The 17,381-nt window shown below is 73.4% G+C and carries 17 protein-coding genes; 15 read left to right on the top strand and 2 right to left on the bottom strand.

Annotation, left to right across the window (positions count from 1 at the left end):
- Positions 1 to 204 precede the first annotated feature (204 nt).
- On the top strand, positions 205 to 741 hold the full coding sequence (locus IEY78_RS24435; RefSeq protein ID WP_189101648.1) for a YbjN domain-containing protein: 537 nt from the start codon (positions 205 to 207) through the stop codon (positions 739 to 741).
- Positions 742 to 819: 78 nt separating this feature from the next.
- Here the strand turns inward: IEY78_RS24435 and IEY78_RS24430 are convergent, their stop codons facing one another.
- On the bottom strand, positions 820 to 1,998 hold the full coding sequence (locus IEY78_RS24430; RefSeq protein WP_189101646.1) for a pyridoxal phosphate-dependent aminotransferase: 1,179 nt from the start codon (positions 1,996 to 1,998) through the stop codon (positions 820 to 822).
- A 231-nt stretch (positions 1,999 to 2,229) separates the two neighbouring features.
- On the opposite strand from IEY78_RS24430, the gene IEY78_RS24425 reads away from it, so the two are divergent.
- From IEY78_RS24425 to IEY78_RS24360, 14 genes are all read left to right on the top strand, one after another.
- The gene (locus IEY78_RS24425; protein ID WP_189101645.1) at positions 2,230 to 2,511 is read left to right on the top strand and encodes a hypothetical protein; all 282 of its coding nucleotides are present in this window, start codon (positions 2,230 to 2,232) and stop codon (positions 2,509 to 2,511) included.
- Between the two features lie 327 nt (positions 2,512 to 2,838).
- The gene (locus IEY78_RS24420; protein WP_229700145.1) at positions 2,839 to 3,438 is read left to right on the top strand and encodes a DUF2617 family protein; all 600 of its coding nucleotides are present in this window, start codon (positions 2,839 to 2,841) and stop codon (positions 3,436 to 3,438) included.
- A 178-nt stretch (positions 3,439 to 3,616) separates the two neighbouring features.
- Positions 3,617 to 5,335, top strand: a complete 1,719-nt coding sequence (locus IEY78_RS24415; RefSeq protein ID WP_189101643.1) for a polyamine aminopropyltransferase — start codon at positions 3,617 to 3,619, stop codon at positions 5,333 to 5,335.
- A 187-nt stretch (positions 5,336 to 5,522) separates the two neighbouring features.
- Positions 5,523 to 6,419 carry an SRPBCC domain-containing protein gene (locus tag IEY78_RS24410; protein WP_189101641.1) on the top strand — a complete coding sequence of 299 codons (897 nt, stop codon included), beginning with the start codon at positions 5,523 to 5,525 and terminating at the stop codon, positions 6,417 to 6,419.
- A gap of 104 nt (positions 6,420 to 6,523) precedes the next feature.
- Positions 6,524 to 7,414, top strand: coding sequence for an aldose epimerase family protein (locus tag IEY78_RS24405; RefSeq protein WP_189101639.1), 891 nt, complete (start codon positions 6,524 to 6,526; stop codon positions 7,412 to 7,414).
- Between the two features lie 10 nt (positions 7,415 to 7,424).
- Positions 7,425 to 7,967, top strand: a complete 543-nt coding sequence (gene pyrE, locus IEY78_RS24400) for an orotate phosphoribosyltransferase (protein WP_006604647.1) — start codon at positions 7,425 to 7,427, stop codon at positions 7,965 to 7,967.
- Between the two features lie 238 nt (positions 7,968 to 8,205).
- On the top strand, positions 8,206 to 9,228 hold the full coding sequence (gene fbaA / locus IEY78_RS24395) for a class II fructose-bisphosphate aldolase (protein WP_189101637.1): 1,023 nt from the start codon (positions 8,206 to 8,208) through the stop codon (positions 9,226 to 9,228).
- A gap of 102 nt (positions 9,229 to 9,330) precedes the next feature.
- Positions 9,331 to 10,899, top strand: coding sequence for an MFS transporter (locus IEY78_RS24390; RefSeq protein ID WP_189101635.1), 1,569 nt, complete (start codon positions 9,331 to 9,333; stop codon positions 10,897 to 10,899).
- A gap of 82 nt (positions 10,900 to 10,981) precedes the next feature.
- Positions 10,982 to 11,395 (top strand): DUF3151 domain-containing protein, encoded by a 414-nt coding sequence (locus IEY78_RS24385; protein ID WP_189101633.1) that lies wholly within the window; start codon positions 10,982 to 10,984, stop codon positions 11,393 to 11,395.
- 213 nt (positions 11,396 to 11,608) lie between these two features.
- Positions 11,609 to 12,538: a tryptophan 2,3-dioxygenase family protein gene (locus IEY78_RS24380; protein ID WP_189101631.1), complete on the top strand. Its 930-nt coding sequence runs from the start codon at positions 11,609 to 11,611 to the stop codon at positions 12,536 to 12,538.
- Positions 12,531 to 13,868, top strand: coding sequence for a kynureninase (kynU, locus tag IEY78_RS24375; protein WP_189101629.1), 1,338 nt, complete (start codon positions 12,531 to 12,533; stop codon positions 13,866 to 13,868). The genes IEY78_RS24380 and kynU overlap by 8 nt, the downstream gene beginning before the upstream one ends.
- Entirely contained in the window at positions 13,865 to 14,647 is a 783-nt protein-coding gene (locus IEY78_RS24370; protein WP_189101627.1) for an alpha/beta hydrolase, read from the top strand. The genes kynU and IEY78_RS24370 overlap by 4 nt, the downstream gene beginning before the upstream one ends.
- A gap of 74 nt (positions 14,648 to 14,721) precedes the next feature.
- Positions 14,722 to 16,083 carry a sensor histidine kinase gene (locus IEY78_RS24365; protein ID WP_373294235.1) on the top strand — a complete coding sequence of 454 codons (1,362 nt, stop codon included), beginning with the start codon at positions 14,722 to 14,724 and terminating at the stop codon, positions 16,081 to 16,083.
- The gene (locus IEY78_RS24360) at positions 16,080 to 16,736 is read left to right on the top strand and encodes a response regulator (RefSeq protein WP_189101625.1); all 657 of its coding nucleotides are present in this window, start codon (positions 16,080 to 16,082) and stop codon (positions 16,734 to 16,736) included. The genes IEY78_RS24365 and IEY78_RS24360 overlap by 4 nt, the downstream gene beginning before the upstream one ends.
- Before the next feature lie 71 nt (positions 16,737 to 16,807).
- Here the strand turns inward: IEY78_RS24360 and IEY78_RS24355 are convergent, their stop codons facing one another.
- A complete protein-coding gene (locus IEY78_RS24355) occupies positions 16,808 to 17,272 on the bottom strand; it encodes a BP74-related protein (RefSeq protein ID WP_189101623.1) in 465 nt (154 codons plus the stop codon).
- Positions 17,273 to 17,381 lie beyond the last annotated feature (109 nt).

Here is a 17,381-nt window from a genome sequence, read left to right as displayed (position 1 = left end):
CCCCGGCCCGGGCGCCGGGCCGCACCGGCGGGGTCCGCCGCCACGCCGCCCCGCGGGGCCGTCACGACCGGCAGGACCGGACCGGCCGGCGCCCGCGGGCGCCGGCCCGCAGCGTTGCCTCCGCCGTATCCGTCTCGTCCCGGGTTGCCAGTACGGGGCGGATGTGGGGGAGGATGGCAGGGACCATACGAAGGGAATTCCACGGTGAGCATCGACCCGTCCTCGATTCCGAATTTCGGGGGCCAGCCCGAACCGCAGCCGTCGGGGCCTGATGGTCCCGTCGTGCCCGACCAGGACCTGGTCAAGCAGCTCCTCGATCAGATGGAGCTGAAGTACGTCGTCGACGAGGAGGGTGACCTCGCCGCCCCGTGGGAGCAGTTCCGCACGTACTTCATGTTCCGGGGCGAGGAGGAGCAGCAGATCTTCTCCGTCCGTACGTTCTACGACCGTGCCCACGGCATCGACGACAAGTCGAAGCTGCTGGAGGCGATCGACGACTGGAACCGCCGGACGCTGTGGCCCAAGGCCTACACCCACACCCATGACGACGGCACGGTCCGTCTGATCGGTGAGGCATCGATGCTGATCGGCACCGGTGTCTCGCTCGAACACTTCGTGTCGAGCACGGTCAGCTGGGTGCGCGCCTCGATCGAATTCGACAAGTGGATCGTCGAGCAGCTCGGCCTGGAGGCCGAGATCGAAGGCGACTCCGACGACAAGCCGGGCGACGACGAGGCCTGAGCCCCGTCCGCAGTGCGGCTGCGCGGGCCCCGGAGCTTTCCGCTCCGGGGCCCGCGTCGTCATGTGCGGCGCTCGCGCTCAGAGCTTCTGCAGCCGGTCGGCCGCCTCGCGCAGGACGTCCACGCCCTTGCAGAACGCGAAGCGCACATAGGGCGCGCCCTCGTCCTTGTGGTCGTAGAACACGGCGTTGGGGATGGCGACGACACCGGCGCGCTCGGGCAGGGCGCGGCAGAAGGCGAAGCCGTCGTCGTGGCCGAGGGGGCGGATGTCGGTGGTGATGAAGTAGGTGCCGGAGGGGGCGTAGACGCGGAAGCCGGCGTCGGACAGCCCGCGTGCCAGGACGTCGCGCTTGGTGCGCAGGTCCTCGCGCAGTCCGCTGTAGTAGCTGTCCGGCAGGGCGAGCGCCTCGGCGACGGCGTACTGGAAGGGCCCGGCGGAGACGTAGGTGAGGAACTGCTTGGCCGCGCGCACGGCGGTGACCAGCTCGGCGGGCGCGGTGACCCAGCCGACCTTCCAGCCGGTGAAGGAGAACGTCTTGCCGGCCGAGCTGATGGTGACGGTGCGTTCGCGCATGCCGGGGAACGACGCGAGGGGGAGGTGCTCGCCCTCGAACACCAGGTGCTCGTAGACCTCGTCGGTGACGACGAGGAGATCGCGCTCGACGGCGAGGCGGGCGATCTCGGCGAGTTCCCCGGCGGACAGGACCGTGCCGGTGGGGTTGTGCGGGGTGTTCAGGAGGAGCAGGCGGGTGCGGTCGGTGACGGCGTCGCGCAGCTCGTCGAGGTCGAGGCGGTAGCTGCCGGCCTCCGGGTCCGGGCGCAGGGTCACCGGGACGCGCCGGGCGCCCGCCATCGCGATGCACGCGGCGTAGGAGTCGTAGTACGGCTCCAGCGCGATGACCTCGTCGTCCGGCTCCAGCAGCGCCAGCAGGGTGGCCGCGATGGCCTCGGTGGCGCCCGCGGTGACCAGCACCTCGGTGTCGGGGTCGTAGGACAGGCCGCGGTGCCCGTAGAAGCGCTCCTGGTGGGCGGCGACGGCGGTGCGCAGCTCCGGGATGCCGGGGCCGGGCGGGTACTGGTTGCCGCGGCCGTCGCGCAGGGCGCGCACCGCGGCCTCCCTGACCTCCTCCGGTCCGTCGGCGTCGGGAAAGCCCTGGCCGAGGTTGATGGAGCCGGTCCGTACGGCGAGTGCCGACATTTCGGCAAAGATCGTGGTGCCGAATTCGGCGAGGCGGCGGTTGAGCAGCGGTCGGTCCATGCCGGCCATCCTGCGCCGAACCTCTGGAGTTCCTCAACTGTGCTTTGAGACCGCGTGGCTCGGGCATCAGCCCCGGACGAAGGACAGTGACGGCCGTCGACGAGGACGGCCGCCGGCACGGGACGGTGCCGGGGCGGCGCACGGGGCGCCGGACGGAGCGGATGCGCCCCCAGTGCCCGCAGGGCGTGGGGGTGCCCCACGCTTCGGGGGAGCGAAAGGAGTGTGAGGCACATGGGAATCGTGATGTTTCTCGTGATCTGCGCGGTGGTCATCGGGCTGGTGGCCCTGGCCTCGCGGGGCGGCGCCGGGCGCGGGCGGGGTTCCGGCAGGGCCGCCGGCTCCGCCTCGGGCGGCTGGTGGCTCGCCGGCGACGGCTCGGGCAGCGGGCATCACGGGCACCACGGCGGCGGCCACCACGGCGGCGGGCACCACGGGTGCGGCGGCGGCCATTCCTGCGGGGGCGGTGGCTGTGGTGGCGGCGGTGGCTGCGGTGGCGGGGGCGGCAGTTCCTGATTCACGGGTACCGTTTTTTCACGGCATTATGCGGGTGGCTCATTGCTCATCGCATATGCACACGGCGGGTGCGGGGGGAAATCCCAACACCCGCCGTACGTATGCGTGTTGAACAACTGAACTGGAAGGCCCCCGCGCGGATGTAAAGCCGGGTGGAGATGGGTAAAAGCGCTGTGGGCGACCGGGCTTTCATGATTCCCTCTTCATCAGAGAATCCCCCACGTTCTCCGATCCCACGTGGGCACGAGCCGGCAGGCAGTCGTACATTCCTGATCCTTCTCGGGCGGGCCGGCCCACCATTCCACTGCGTGCTTGCGGAGCCGACCCATGCTCACCACTTTGACAGCGGCGTACACCGATACCCGTGCCTCCGACCTGGCCTGGGCGCTGGGCAGGGAACCCCTGCCGGCGCTGGCCGTACTCGATCTTCAACTCCATGGCGCACAGCTCCAGTTGCGGCTGCTCGGCGCTTCCCATCAGGTGCTTCTGGAGCAGGAGCGCGGCAGGTGCTCCGAAACGGTCGCCTGTATGCCGGGCAGCAGCACCCCGCTGCCGCTCGGTGTGGCGAAACGGCTGGGGGACTGGGAGTACGAATTCGCCGCCCATGTGGAGACCCTTTCGCGCGGCTCGTTCGCCGGGCGGGCGCAGGAATTGCTCGCGCTGGTGGCCGAGCATCCGCACGGTCTGGCCGGGACGTTCCCCGGTTCGCCGCACGCCTTCACCGCGATGCTGGCGCAGTGCCAGCAGGGGCAGGTGCGCTGGCGGACCTGGCACGCGTATCCGCAGGAGGGGCGCCTGGTGGCCACCCGTACCCGCGTGGGCGTGCGGACGGCGGGCGCGGCGGTCCCGCGGGAGCCGGCGGAAAGTGACCGGTCCGGTCGGCGGGAGCGGGCGGCGGCGTGGGCGGGGCGAGGGGCGCGCGGGTGAGGGGCCGGGGGTGCGGAGTTTCGGCGGGGCGCGAAGGGCGGGGTGTGCGCGGCCTGCACGGCGAGAACGCCCCCGCGGTGCCCTGTGCGCCACCGCGGTCCCCACTGCCGTGCGGTGTCCGCGGACTGCACCCGTGTGGGTGACGGAGGGGCACCGAATCGTCACGTAACGTTCACGCATGATCGACCCGTCAGAGCCCGCTCCCACCGGAGTCGTCGGGCCGCCGGAGGACCTGGAGCCGGCCCGGTTGCCCGTGCGGGCCGGGCTCGGCCGACTGCTCGTCCTCGGCGTCGTCTTCGTCTGCGCCGCCTGCGGTCTGGTCTACGAACTCGAACTCGTCGCGCTGGCCACGTACTTGGTGGGCGACTCCGTCACCCAGGCCTCGGTCGTGCTGTCGGTCATGGTGTTCGCGATGGGGGTGGGCGCGCTGCTCGCCAAGCGGCTGCGCTGCCGGGCGGCGGTCGGCTTCGGCGCGGTCGAGGCGGGCCTCGCACTGGTCGGCGGCGCTTCCGCGATGGCGCTCTACGCCTGCTTCGCGTGGTTCGGCCAGACCCGCTCCGCGCTCGTCGGCTTCTCCCTGGCCATCGGCATCCTGATCGGTGCCGAGGTGCCGCTGCTGATGACGCTGATCCAGCGGGTGCGGCGGCAGGACGCGGGCGGTGCGGTCGCCGACCTCTTCGCCGCGGACTACGTCGGTGCGCTCGTCGGCGGCCTGGCCTTCCCCTTCCTTCTGCTGCCGAGCTTCGGGCAGTTGACCGGCGCGCTGCTGACCGGTGTCGTCAACGCGGTGGCCGGGGCGGTGCTGGTGCTGTGGCTCTTCCGCCGCGATCTGACCGCCCGTGCCCGCTGGGCGCTGCTCGGCGTCAACGCCCTGGTCCTCGCGCTGCTGGCGGCGGGCATGGTGCTGGCCACGCCGTTCGAACGGGCCGCCCGGCAGGCGGTGTACGGCTCCTCGGCGCGGGTCGCGGTGCAGACCGGCATCCAGGAGGTGGTGATGACCGGCGGCACGGGCGAGGGAGCCGGTGCCGGGCGGGGGAGGAAAGGTTTTGGCGGGCCGCTGGCGCTGTATCTGGACGGCCGGCTGCGGGTCAGCTCGGAGACCGAGTTCCGCTACCACGAAGCGCTGGTGCATCCGGCGATGGCGGGCGGTCCGCACCGCCGGGTGCTGGTCCTCGGCGGCGGCGACGGGCTCGCGGTGCGCGAGATCCTGCGCTACCGCGCGGTCCGTTCGGTGACCGTCGTCGAACTCGACCCGGGCGTGCTGCGGTTGGCGCGGACCGACCCGGGCCTCTCCCGGCTCAACCGGCACTCGCTCGCCGATCCCCGGGTGCGGGTGGTGACCGAGGACGCCTTCGAATGGCTGCGGCAGCAGGGGACGAGCGCCCGGCGGCCGGCCCCGTACGACGTCATCGTCTCCGACCTTCCCGACCCAGGGATCGCCGCCAGCACCAAGCTCTACTCCCAGGAGTTCTACGGTCTCGCCGCGCGGGTGCTGGCCGGTGACGGGCGCCTCGTGGTGCACGCCGGGCCGCCGGTCGAACGGGCGCGGCTGTATTGGACGGTGGACGCGACCCTCCGTTCCGTGGGGCTGGCGACCGTGCCGTACCGCGTGCCCGGCCGGCCCGCGTCCTTCTACGGGGGTCCGGACCGCGCGTCGCGCCCCCTCCCGCTGGTGGACGCGGAGGTGCCCGCCGCCGCGCCCTCGGCCGGGCGGGGCCGGTACTGGGGCTTCCTCCTGGCCGCGCGGCACCGCCCGCGGTTCGGTCTGGCGCCCGACGCGCCCCCGCTGGCGGGCCTTGGCCTTGAGGAACTGGAGGCCGGCCGGCGCGGGGCGGCCCGCGACCGCATCCCGGGGCTGCCGGCGTCGACGCTGATACATCCGCGCTATCGCGGCTGAGCGGGGCGGCGCCGGGTGCCGAACGGGTCGGCGCCGGGTCCGGCGGTCGGCGGTCGGCGTCGGCGGTCGTGCGGGGAGTGTGCGGGTGCGGGCCGGTGCGGTGCGAGGGGCGCCGGTGCGGGCCGGTGCGCGGAAAACCGTGCGTGGGCGGGCACGGGTCCGGGCGTGCTGGGTAGGCTCCCATGTCATGGAGCATGAGGTGTACGTTCCGTTTCCCGTCGGGACCGTGCGGCAGGCGCTCAGCGGCCCCGAGCGGGTGGCGCGCTGTGTCCCAGGAGTCCAGCTCGATGCCGACGCGGCCCCCGGGCGCGCGGAGGGACGGCTGCGGCTGCGGATCGGAAGCTCCACCATCACCTATCGCGGCTCGCTGACGGTCGCCGCCGCGGACGACGCCCCCGGTGACGACGGGGCGGCCGCCGTGGTGACCGTCGAGGCGAAGGGCGCCGAGTCGCGCGGCGACGGGGCGGCGGTGCTGTCGCTGACCCTGCGGCTGTTCCCGGCCACCGAGCCCGGGCCCGGCACGCGGCTGGTCTGCTCCGGCACGGTGCACAGCGACGGCCGGCTGGCCGAGGCCACCGGCCACTCCGCGGAGGCGGCCGGCCGCCGGCTGCTGGACCGCTTCGCGGCGAACCTCACGGAGGACCTGCGGCAGCGGCCGGCGGGGCAGTCCAGGGCGTCCGGCAGCGAGGTGCCGCCGCCGTCCCGGGACCCGCTCGGCGCGGAGGACACCCTCGGGACGGCGGACACCGGCGGCCTGCCCGGTGCCGAGGACGCCGACGACGAGGATCTCGACGCGGACGAGGCGGACGAGGCCTTCCACGCCGTGCACGAGGAGCGGCCCGAGCACGCGTACGGCCATGACGAGGACGGGCTCGCCCCCGCCGAGGCCGCGCACGCCCGCCGGACGATGATCGGGCGCAGCGCGGAGGAGGTCGACCACGCCCCGCCGCGCGGCCGCTACGCACCGGTGCCCGCGCCCGAACCGCATGCCACCTCCATGACCCTGCGCTGGGCGGCGCCCGCCGCCGCGGTCGTGCTGGCCTCCGCCGTGGTCGTCGGCCGGGTGCTGCGCCGGCGTCGCTGACTTGGGGTTCGTCGTTCGGATTCGGATCGCGCCGAGCGGCGGCCGGTCGCCGGGTGGGGGCGGCGTCCCGCCCCAGGTAGCCGGGCAGCGCTAGGGTCGCCTGCGTGAGTACCGAGAACACCACGCAGGGCGCAGCGCGGACCGGGACGCCGGAGGGCGTACGGCTGGCCGCCGGAGACGCCGAAGTGACCGTCCGGCCGGACAACGGATGCCGGATCGCCGGCCTCCGCGTCGGCGGCACGGAGCTGCTGCGGCAGGGCGACCACTACGGCTGCTTCCCGATGGTTCCGTGGTGCGGCAGGCTCGACCACGGGCAGTTCCGCAGCGGCGTCGCCGCGGGCAAGGGGGCGCGGGGCGGCGGCGAACTGCACCAGATGCCGCTCAACGCCGCGCCGCACGCCATCCACGGCACCGGCCGCAACCTCCGCTGGCGGACGGCGCGTTCGAGCGCCACCGAGGCGGTCTTCACCTATGAACTCACCGACCCGGCGGCCCCCTGGCCGTATCCGGGCCGGGTCACCCAGCTCGTCGAACTGGCCGAGGACGGCAGCTCGCTGACCGTCACCCTGGGCATCGAGACGATCGACGACTCCTTCCCCGCCCAGGCCGGCTGGCACCCCTGGTTCCTGCGGAACCTGGGGGAGGGTGAGGACGTCCGCCTCGATTTCGCGCCCGAGTGGCAGGAGGAGCGGGGCGCTGACCACCTGCCCACCGGCCGGCGGATCCCGCCGGTGCCGGGCCCCTGGGACGACTGCTTCGGCATGCCGCAGGGTGTGCGGGCCACGCTCACCTGGCCGGGACGGTTGGAGCTGACGGTCGCCAGCCGTGCGGAGTGGGTGGTGGTCTACGACGAGCAGGAGGCGGCGGTCTGCGTCGAGCCGCAGTCCGGCCCGCCGAACGGCCTCAACACCATGCCGCGCCTGGTCACCCCCATCGATCCGCTGGAGGTCTCCATGACCTGGAGCTGGCGGAGCCTGTCCGGGGACAGCGCCTAAGCTCATGCGTATGAGTGACGACGTGCGCGGCGCGCTGCTGCAGCAGATCAAGGACAAGGCCGTGGTGCACGGCAAGGTGACGCTTTCCTCCGGCAAGGAGGCCGACTACTACATCGACCTGCGCCGGATCACCCTGGACGGCGAGGCCGCGCCGCTGGTCGGGCAGCTGATGCTGGACCTGACCGCCGAGCTGGACTACGACGCGGTGGGCGGGCTCACGCTCGGCGCCGACCCGGTCGCGACGTCGATGCTGCACGCCTCGGCCGCGCGCGGCCGGCGGCTGGACTCCTTCGTCGTCCGCAAGGCGCAGAAGGCGCACGGCATGCAGCGCCGCATCGAGGGCCCGGACATCACCGGCCGCCGGGTCCTGGTCGTCGAGGACACCTCCACCACCGGCGGCTCGCCGCTGACCGCCGTCGAGGCGGCGCGGGAGGCGGGCGCCGAGGTCGTCGCGGTGGCGACGATCGTGGACCGGGGAGCCGCGTCGGCGATCGCCGAGGCCGGCCTGCCCTACCTCACTGGCTACCAGCTCGGTGATCTCGGCCTGGGCTGAGGTCCGGCGGGGCCCGGGCTGAGGTCCGGCCGGGCCCGCTCCGCCGCGGGCACGACTCTGAGCTGCGGCTTTGCCGAGGGGCGGCTGGTTTCACGTGAAACCGGCCGCCCACTGTGCGAGACGGCCGGGCGGGCAATGCGGCCCGATCGGCCTTGTCTGGGAAGATGTGCTTCGGCGAAGTCCTCGCCCCCTGGTCAGGGCCAAGAACGCACACCCCGCACACACAAGGAGCGGACAGATGCCCATCGCAACCCCCGAGGTCTACAACGAGATGCTGGACCGGGCGAAGGCAGGAAAGTTCGCCTACCCGGCCATCAACGTCACGTCGACGCAGACGCTGCACGCCGCGCTGCGTGGCTTCGCCGAGGCCGAGAGCGACGGCATCATCCAGATCTCCACCGGTGGTGCGGAGTTCCTGGGCGGCCAGTACAAGAAGGACATGGTGACCGGCGCGGTCGCACTCGCCGAGTTCGCGCACGTCGTGGCCGAGAAGTACGACGTCACCGTCGCGCTGCACACCGACCACTGCCCCAAGGACAAGCTCGACGGCTACGTCCGCCCGCTGCTGGACATCTCCGCGGAGCGCGTGGCCAAGGGGCAGAACCCGCTCTTCCAGTCCCACATGTGGGACGGCTCGGCCGAGAACCTGGCCGACAACCTGGCCATCGGCCAGGAGCTGCTCGCCAAGGCCGCCGCCGCCAAGATCATCCTTGAGGTCGAGATCACCCCGACCGGCGGCGAGGAGGACGGCGTCACCCACGAGATCAACGACGAGCTCTACACCACGGTCGACGACGCGCTGCGCACCGCCGAGGCGCTGGGCCTGGGCGAGAAGGGCCGCTACCTGCTCGCCGCCTCCTTCGGCAACGTCCACGGCGTGTACAAGCCGGGCAACGTCGTGCTCCGCCCCGAGCTGCTGAAGGACCTCCAGGAGGGCGTGGGCGCCAAGTACGGCACGTCCGCCCCGTTCGACTTCGTCTTCCACGGCGGCTCCGGCTCCACCAAGCAGGAGATCGCCACCGCGCTGGAGAACGGCGTGGTCAAGATGAACCTCGACACCGACACCCAGTACGCCTTTACCCGCCCGGTCGCGGACCACATGTTCCGCAACTACGACGGCGTGCTGAAGGTCGACGGCGAGGTCGGCAACAAGAAGACCTACGACCCGCGCAGCTGGGGCAAGCTGGCCGAGGCCGGCATGGCCAAGCGCGTCACCGAGGCCTGCACCCATCTGCGCTCGGCCGGCACCAAGATCAAGTAGTCCGGGTGGTCCGACCCTTACGGGTTCGAGGGCCCCGCATCTCCTGGTGAGATGCGGGGCCTTCGCCGTGCAGACCGCCGGATCGGCGGGCAAGCTCGCGGTATGAGTGAACGGCAGGAGTCCGCGGCCCCCGGTGGCGTCCGGCTGACCTCGGCTCAGGGCCGGTGGGTGCTGGCGACCGCCGTGCTGGGATCCGGGATGGCGATGCTCGACAGCACCGTCGTCAATGTCGCCCTGCCCAGGATCGGCGAGGACCTCAACGCCGATCTGGCCGTGCTCCAGTGGACGATCACCGCCTACATGCTCACCCTCTCCTCGCTGATCCTGCTGGGCGGCGCGCTCGGCGACCGGTTCGGCCGGCGCCGGGTGTTCGTGATCGGTGTGGTGTGGTTCGCCGCGGCCTCGCTGCTGTGCGGGCTCGCGCCGAACGCCGGGGTGCTGATCACGGCCCGGGCGCTGCAGGGCGTCGGCGGTGCGCTGCTCACCCCCGGTTCGCTGGCGCTGATCCAGGCTGTCTACCACCCGGACGACCGGGCGCGGGCGGTCGGCGCCTGGTCCGGGCTCGGCGGGGTGGCCGCGGCCGTCGGCCCGTTCATCGGCGGCTGGCTGGTGGACGGCGCGGGCTGGCGCTGGGTGTTCTTCCTGAACGTGCCGCTGGCCGCGGTGTGTGTGCCGGTGGCGCTGCGGCACGTGCCCGAGACCCGGGAGCGGGACGCCCGCGAGCGCCGCGGGTTCGACGTGCCGGGGGCGGTGCTCGGGGCGCTGGCGCTGGCCGGGGTGACCTATGCGCTGATCGCCGCGCCGGCCGGGGGCGCGTCGGTGGGCGTGATCCTGCCCGCGGTCCTCGGCGTGCTGCTCGGGGTGGTCTTCGTCCGGGTCGAACGGCGGCGCCCGGACCCGATGCTGCCGCCGGCCATCTTCACCATCCGGCAGTTCTCCGCCGTCAACGTGGTGACCCTGTGCGTCTACGCCGCGTTCGGCGGCTTCTTCTTCCTGTCCGTGCTCCAGCTCCAGGTCGTGGTGGGCTATTCGGCGCTGCAGGCCGGCACCGCGCTGCTGCCCACCACCGTGCTGATGCTGCTGCTGTCCGCCCGCTCGGGGGCGCTGGCGCAGCGCATCGGGCCGCGGATCCCGCTGACCGTCGGGCCGCTGCTGTGCGCCGCGGGGATGCTGCTGATGACGCGGGCGGACCGGGGCTCCTCGTACCTCACGGATGTGCTGCCCGCGCTGGTGGTGCTGGGCGCGGGCATGGTGACGCTGGTCGCGCCGCTCACCTCGACGGTGCTGGCGTCGGTGGACGTGGACCGGGCGGGCCTGGCCAGCGGCATCAACAACGCGGCGGCCCGGGCGGCGAGCCTGGTGGCGGTCGCGGCGCTGCCGCTGCTGGCGGGCATCGGCCCGGAGGCCTACCGCTCGGCGGACCAGTTCGGGGCGGCCTTCCGGCGGGCGATGCCGCTGTGCGCGGGGATCCTGGTGGTGGGTGCGCTGATCGCCTGGCTGACGGTGCGTACCCCGGTGGCGCAGGCCGCCGAGCCGGCCCTGGCGGAGCGGTGCCACCCGGAGTGCACCTTCCACTGCGGGGTGGGCGCCCCGCCGCTCGATCCGGGCGGGATACGGGTGCGGGAGGCGCAGCCGCCGCGGGGCGGCGGGGCGGCGCCGGAGGGCGGATGAGCGGGCCGATGGCCGCCGCGAGGCCCCCGGTCCGGTCCCGGCCGGTCCCACCCGGCCCCCGCGACCAGGCAGACTGGGACGCATGGCCATTCACGAGAACCTCCTCGGGGGACCGCCCCCGACCCATCTGCCCGACGACCCCGAGCCCCGCGAGCTGCTCGCCGCGGGCACGGCGCCGTCCGACGTCGCCGCGAAGTACCCGGCCTCTTCCCTGGCCTGGGCGCAGCTGGCGGACGACGCGTTCGAGGGCGGCCGGGTCGTCGAGTCGTACGCCTACGCCCGCACCGGCTACCACCGCGGCCTGGACGCGCTGCGCCGGGCCGGCTGGAAGGGCCACGGCCCGGTGCCGTTCGAGCACGAGCCCAACCGCGGCTTCCTGCGGGCGCTGCACGCCCTCGCCCGGGCCGCCGGGTCGATCGGCGAGCAGGAGGAGTACGCGCGCTGCTCGACCTTCCTGCGGGAGTCGTCGCCGACCGCGGCCGACACCCTCACCTGACGGCCGGCGCCCCTTTGAGGGGCGGCCCGCCGACGGGAGACAGGGCACGAGCGAGGGCCGGCCGCATGATCGCGGCCGGCCCTTGCGCGGTCGCTGTCCAGCACCGATGATTTCAGTGGGCCGGGCCATCCCGAGCCCGAGGGGACCGGGGCTCCCGAGCCGACGAGGAAGGGGCGGACCGCTACCCGGTAGTTCGCACCTGAGGAGTCCCTCATGTCGCAGCCGTCTCCCACAGATCCCGCGGACCGCGTGGTGACCGTCCCCGGCGGACCCGACGGTCCCGGTGTTCCTGCCGGCGCCGTACCGGCCGACGCCGAGCCCGAGCCGCCGTTCGCCCCCGATCTCAGCATCGGCTCCCGCGGCACCACCCCGTACGAGGACTATGTCCAGGCGGACGTCCTCACCCACCTCCAGCACCCGCTCTCCGACGACCCCGGCGAGATGGTCTTCCTGGTCACCACCCAGGTCATGGAGCTGTGGTTCACGGTCATCGTCCATGAGTGGCGCACCGCGGCCGAGGCGCTGCGCCGCGACGACCTGACGGTGGTACGGGACGCGCTGCGCCGCTCCGCCTATGAGCTGGAGGCGCTGAACGCCGCCTGGAAGCCGCTGGCCCGGCTGACCCCGGCGCAGTTCAACGCCTACCGCAGCGCGCTCGGCGAGGGGTCCGGGTTCCAGTCGGCGATGTACCGGCGGCTGGAGTTCCTGCTCGGCGAGAAGTCCGCCTCCATGCTGGTGCCGCACCGCGGCGCGCCCCGGGAGCGTGCCGAGCTGGAGAAGGCCCTCCAGGAGCCGAGCCTGTGGGACGAGGTGCTGCGGCTGCTGGCCCGCCGCGGCCATGCGATACCGGAGGCCGTGCTGCGGCGGGACCCGGCGCTGCGCTACGAACCGGATCCGGCCGTCGAGGCCGTCTGGGCCGAGATCTACGCCGGTCCACAGGAGTCGGACCTCGTCCTGCTGGGTGAGGCGCTGACCGATGTCGCCGAGCTGGTCTGGCGATGGCGCAACGACCATCTGGTCGCGACCCGGCGGGCCATGGGCGCCAAGATGGGCACCGGCGGCTCCGCGGGGGTGGCCTGGCTGGAGAAGCGAGCCCGCAAGAATGTCTTCCCCGAGCTGTGGACGGCGCGCAGTCATGTCTGAGACCCCAGGATTCCCCGCCGGCGCGGCCGGGCCCGGGCCCCCCGCGGAGGGTGAACTCACCGCCCGCGCACGGGAGTTGGACAAGGCCGACCCGCTGGCCGCGGTCCGCGGCCGCTTCGTCCTGGACGCCCCGCCGGACGAAACGTCCGGCGGCGCCGCCGTCTACCTCGACGGCAACTCCCTCGGCGCGCTGCCCCGCGCGGTGCCCGACCGCCTCGCCGATGTCATCGCCCGCGAGTGGGGTGAGCTGCGCATCCGCTCGTGGAGCGAGTCGGGCTGGTGGACCGCGCCGGAGCGGATCGGCGACAAGATCGCGCCGCTGATCGGGGCCGGACCGGGCCGGGTGGTGGTCGGCGACTCCACCAGCGTCAACATCTTCAAGGCCGTGGTCGGCGGCGTCCGGATGGCCGGGAAGGGCTGCACGGAGATCCTCGTCGACGCCACGACCTTCCCCACCGACGGCTACATCGCCCGGTCCGCGGCCCGGATGACCGGTCTCGCGGTGCGTCCGGTCGAGCCCGCGCGGATCGCCGACGAGGTCACCGAGCGCACCGCGCTGGCGCTGGTCAACCACGTCGACTACCGCACCGGCCGGCTCAACGACCTGCCGGGCATCACCCACGCGCTGCACTCCGCGGGCGCGCTCGCCGTCTGGGACCTGTGCCACAGCGCCGGCGCGCTGCCGGTCGGCCTCGACGCGCACCACGTCGATCTCGCCGTCGGCTGCACGTACAAGTACCTCAACGGCGGGCCGGGTTCGCCCGCCTACCTCTACATCCGCGAGAGCCTCCAGGACCGGTTCGAATCGCCGCTGCCGGGCTGGAACTCCCACGCCGACCCGTTCGCGATGGACCCGGACCACACCCCCGCCGACGGCATCGCGCGCGGCCGGGTCGGCACCCCCGACATCCTCTCGCTGCTCGCGCTGGAGGCGGCGCTGGAGGCCTGGGACGGGGTGTCCATCGAGGCGGTGCGCACCAAGAGCCTGGCGCTGACCGACTTCTTCCTGGAGTGCGTGCAGGCCTGTGTGCCGCCGGGCCGGGTCCGCTCCCTGACGCCGTCGGCGCACGAGCGGCGCGGCAGCCAGGTGTCGCTGGCCTGCGCGCCCGCGCTCGGCTCGTCGTTCGGGCAGGGCGAGATACCCGTCGCCGGCCAGGTGATGGACGAGCTGATCCGGCGCGGGGTGGTCGGCGACTTCCGCCCGCCGGACGTGCTGCGCTTCGGCTTCACCCCGCTCTACACCTCCTTCGCGGACGCCGAGCGGGCGGCCCGGGTGCTGGGCGAGGTGCTGCGGGCGCTGCCCGAGGTGTCGTCGGGGGACGGCGGGTGACGGTCGCGGACGAGGAGGCGGCGCTGCTGGGGCTGGCCCCGGTGGCGCCGGACCGGACGGTGGCCTACGGGCCGCATCCGGACCAGCTCGTCGATCTGTATCTGCCGCGGCCGGGCGAGGGAGCGCCCGCGACGGCCCGCGGTCCGGTGGTCGTCCTGCTGCACGGCGGATTCTGGCGCGCGGCCTACGACCGCCGCCATCTGTCGCCGCTCGCCGCGGAGCTGGCCGGGCGGGGGCTGCCGGTCGCGCTCGCGGAGTACCGCAGGGTCGGGGCGGGCGGCGGGGCGCCGCAGACGTTCGAGGACGTCGCGGCGGGCATCGACGCGGCCTGCGCGGCCCTGGCGCCGGAGTCGCCCGACCCGTCGCCCGTGCTGGTCGGCCACTCCGCGGGCGGCCATCTCGCGCTGCTCGCCGCCGCCCGCCCGGACACCCCCGTGGCCCGGGTGCTGGCCGTCTCCCCGGTCGCCGACCTCGCCCGCGCGCACGCGCTGGGGCTGAGCTGTGGGGCGGTCGCCGAACTCCTCGGCGACGGGCCCGGCTTCCCGGCCCGCCTCGCCGCGGCCGACCCGGCGCACCGGCCGCCCGCCGGCGTCCCGGTCACCCTCCTGCACGGCACCGACGACCCGGACGTCCCGCTGGAGCTCTCCCGCCGCTACGCCGCCCGCGGCCCGGCCACCACCGTGCTGCGCGAGCTGCCCGGCGTCGGTCACTACGCCCCCGTCACCCCCGGCAGCCCCAGCTGTGACGCACTGATCCGGCTCCTGATGTCGGCCGTCTAGTACCTGAGGCGGACGCCCACAGATCCCCACTGGTGAGGACGCCCGGCGGCGCGCGGTTGCTTACCGTTGTCAGCGTGAATGACACCACCCAGACGCAGGGCACCCTGCGCTCGGAAGCCCGGATAGCCCGCGGCGCGCTGCACCGGCTGCGCCAGGACCTGTTCGTCGACGCCTTCGCCTTCCTTCCGATGCCGCCGCTGGAGGGCGCCAAGGTGCCCCGGTTGGTGCCGAAGCGGCTGCGGCACTGGGCGCGCTGGCTGCCGCACCTCGCCGTGGGCTTCTTCTCGGCGTGTGTCTTCCTGGCCACCTTCGCCGACAGCTCCTTGTCGAATCCGCTGCGTGACCTGGTCGTCGGTGGCTTCAGCCTGCTGGTCGCGCTTCCGCCGGTGCTCACCCTCTTCCGCCCGGTGGGTGCCTTCTGGCTGTCGCTGGGCGCGTTCCTGCTGTCCGTGTGCGCGGACGCCTTCGCCCCCGCGTACGGCACCAGCCCCCTCGTGGGCAGCGCCTTCCCCACCCACATCGTGGTGATGGCCCTGGTGGTGCTGCGCACCCGTCCGCGGCTCGCGGGGGAGATGTGGCTGGTCACCTTCGGTGCGGCGGGGGTGCTCTCGGTGCTCCTCGGCAGCGGCTCCGGCGATCTGCCGCCGGTGGCGGTCTTCTCCGGTGTGGTGCTGGTCTCCGCCGCCGCGATCCGCGCCTGGCGCGAGGAGCGCCGGCAGGTCGTCGAGACCCGGACCGTCACCGCCGAGGAGCGCTCCCGGCGCACGCTGCTGGAGGAGCGTGCGCTGATCGCTCGTGAGCTGCACGACGTGGTCGCCCACCACATGTCCGTGATCGCCATCCAGGCCGAGGCCGCCCCGTACCGGGTGGCGGACACCCCGCCCGAGCTGGCCACGTCCTTCGCGACGATCCGGGAGAACGCCGTCGCCGCGCTGACCGAACTGCGCCGCATCCTGGGAGTGGTCCGCTCGGCGGATCCGGACGCCTTCGCGGAGAGCGACCCGGAAGCCCCGCAGCCCACGCTCGCCACCCTCGATTCGCTGCTGGACAGCGTGCGCGGCGCCGGGCTGGAAGTCGAGGCCGTGATCACCGGCTCGGCCCGGCCGCTGCCGCAGGGTGTGGAGCTGTCCGCGTACCGGATCGTGCAGGAGGGGCTGAGCAACGCGCTGCGGCACTCGCCGGGCGCCGATGCCCGGGTGGAGATCTCCTACGTCCTGGGCGGCATCGGTCTGCGGATCGTCAACGGCCGGCCCAGCCGCCTGGCCAAACCGTCCCCGGGGGCGGGGCACGGTGTGCTGGGCATGCGCGAGCGGGTACAAATGCTGGGCGGTGAGATGACCGCCGACCACACCGAGGACGGCGGCTTCGAGGTCGCGGCGTTCATTCCGGTGGGGAGTGCGGCCGGCGAGGCCGCGGCAGGGGGAAAGCAGGCATGATCCGCGTACTGATCGTCGACGATCAGGTGATGGTCCGTGAGGGCTTCTCCGTCCTGCTCAACGCGATGCCGGACATCGAGGTCGTCGGCGAGGCCGTCGACGGCCGCCAGGCGGTGCAGAAGGTCGCGGTGCTGCGGCCCGACGTCGTCCTGATGGACATCCGGATGCCGGAGATGAACGGCCTGGAGGCGACCCGCGAGATCGTGGCCGCCGACGCGGACGCCAAGGTGCTCGTGCTGACCACCTTCGATCTGGACGAGTACGTCTACCAGGCGCTGCGCTCCGGGGCGAGCGGCTTCCTGCTCAAGGACGCCTCGGCCGGACAGCTCGCCGACGGCGTGCGGATCGTCGCCTCCGGCGAGGCGCTGCTCGCCCCCACCGTCACCAAGCGGCTGATCTCGGAGTTCTCCCGGCTGGGCACCCCGCGCGCCCCGGCCCAGGAACGCATCGCCGATCTGACGGAACGGGAGACGGAGGTGCTGGTGCTGGTCGCCCAGGGCCTGTCGAACGGTGAGATCGCCGAGCATCTGGTCGTCGCCGAGTCCACGGTGAAGACGCACGTCAGCCGCATCCTGGTGAAGCTGGGGCTGCGGGACCGTACCCAGGCGGCGGTGTTCGCCTACGAGGCGCGGCTGGTGACTCCGGGAGGATGAGGGCCGCCGCCCCGGCGGGGGCCCGCCCGGGAGCCTCGGGCGGGGCAGGCCGGCGGCCCGGACCGGGGGCCTTACGGCTGGGGGACCTCCCGCACCAGCGTCGAACTCCACGGGCACCAGATCAGCCCGGGCAGGAACGGGCCGCCGGCCTCGTCCAGATGGTCCTCGACATAGGGCGTGGTGGCGTCGCACACCTCGATGGCGAAGTCGAAGAAGTCGATGGTCTCCGGGCGGAGATGGAAGCTCCAGCGCCCGTTGTACGGGGCGGGGCGCTTCTCGATCCGGCCGATGACATGCGGCTCCGACCTGGTCGCCCCGCTCAGCAGCTCCCGGGCGTGCTGGATCTTGCGGGGGTCGGTGAGCTTGATGACGAACTCGGCGCGGGTGACGTCGGTCATCACGAAGTAGGCCGCGGAGTCGGTGCCGGTGCGCGGGGTGGTGTCGCGCGACTGCTCCCCCCGGGCGGGCCCGGCCGCGGTGACGGCCAGCAGCGCCGCCGCCGCGAGCATGCCGATCCTGGTGCTGATGCGTCGCATGTTCCCCTCCGAATGCCGCGGTGCCGTGGTCACGACCTCGCATACGGAAAGTAACAAGACGATCACCCTGCGCTCTAGAGTTACTGTGGGTTATCGCACCGTCAGGTGA

This window comes from Streptomyces kronopolitis, from assembly GCF_014646275.1.
In the GTDB taxonomy this organism is placed as follows: Bacteria; Actinomycetota; Actinomycetes; order Streptomycetales; family Streptomycetaceae; genus Streptomyces; species Streptomyces kronopolitis.
This window is presented reverse-complemented; position numbering and strand designations above follow the sequence as displayed.

What these genes read in the sequence shown, in the direction of transcription:
- IEY78_RS24390 (WP_189101635.1), top strand. Translation starts at nt 9,331, where the DNA reads ATGAGTGAACGGCAGGAGTCCGCGGCCCCCGGTGGCGTCCGGCTGACC.
- IEY78_RS24355 (WP_189101623.1), bottom strand. Translation starts at nt 17,272, where the DNA reads ATGCGACGCATCAGCACCAGGATCGGCATGCTCGCGGCGGCGGCGCTG.
- kynU (WP_189101629.1), top strand. Translation starts at nt 12,531, where the DNA reads ATGTCTGAGACCCCAGGATTCCCCGCCGGCGCGGCCGGGCCCGGGCCC.
- IEY78_RS24380 (WP_189101631.1), top strand. Translation starts at nt 11,609, where the DNA reads ATGTCGCAGCCGTCTCCCACAGATCCCGCGGACCGCGTGGTGACCGTC.
- pyrE (WP_006604647.1), top strand. Translation starts at nt 7,425, where the DNA reads ATGAGTGACGACGTGCGCGGCGCGCTGCTGCAGCAGATCAAGGACAAG.
- IEY78_RS24420 (WP_229700145.1), top strand. Translation starts at nt 2,839, where the DNA reads ATGCTCACCACTTTGACAGCGGCGTACACCGATACCCGTGCCTCCGAC.
- IEY78_RS24425 (WP_189101645.1), top strand. Translation starts at nt 2,230, where the DNA reads ATGGGAATCGTGATGTTTCTCGTGATCTGCGCGGTGGTCATCGGGCTG.
- IEY78_RS24360 (WP_189101625.1), top strand. Translation starts at nt 16,080, where the DNA reads ATGATCCGCGTACTGATCGTCGACGATCAGGTGATGGTCCGTGAGGGC.
- IEY78_RS24415 (WP_189101643.1), top strand. Translation starts at nt 3,617, where the DNA reads ATGATCGACCCGTCAGAGCCCGCTCCCACCGGAGTCGTCGGGCCGCCG.
- IEY78_RS24430 (WP_189101646.1), bottom strand. Translation starts at nt 1,998, where the DNA reads ATGGACCGACCGCTGCTCAACCGCCGCCTCGCCGAATTCGGCACCACG.
- fbaA (WP_189101637.1), top strand. Translation starts at nt 8,206, where the DNA reads ATGCCCATCGCAACCCCCGAGGTCTACAACGAGATGCTGGACCGGGCG.
- IEY78_RS24385 (WP_189101633.1), top strand. Translation starts at nt 10,982, where the DNA reads ATGGCCATTCACGAGAACCTCCTCGGGGGACCGCCCCCGACCCATCTG.
- IEY78_RS24410 (WP_189101641.1), top strand. Translation starts at nt 5,523, where the DNA reads ATGGAGCATGAGGTGTACGTTCCGTTTCCCGTCGGGACCGTGCGGCAG.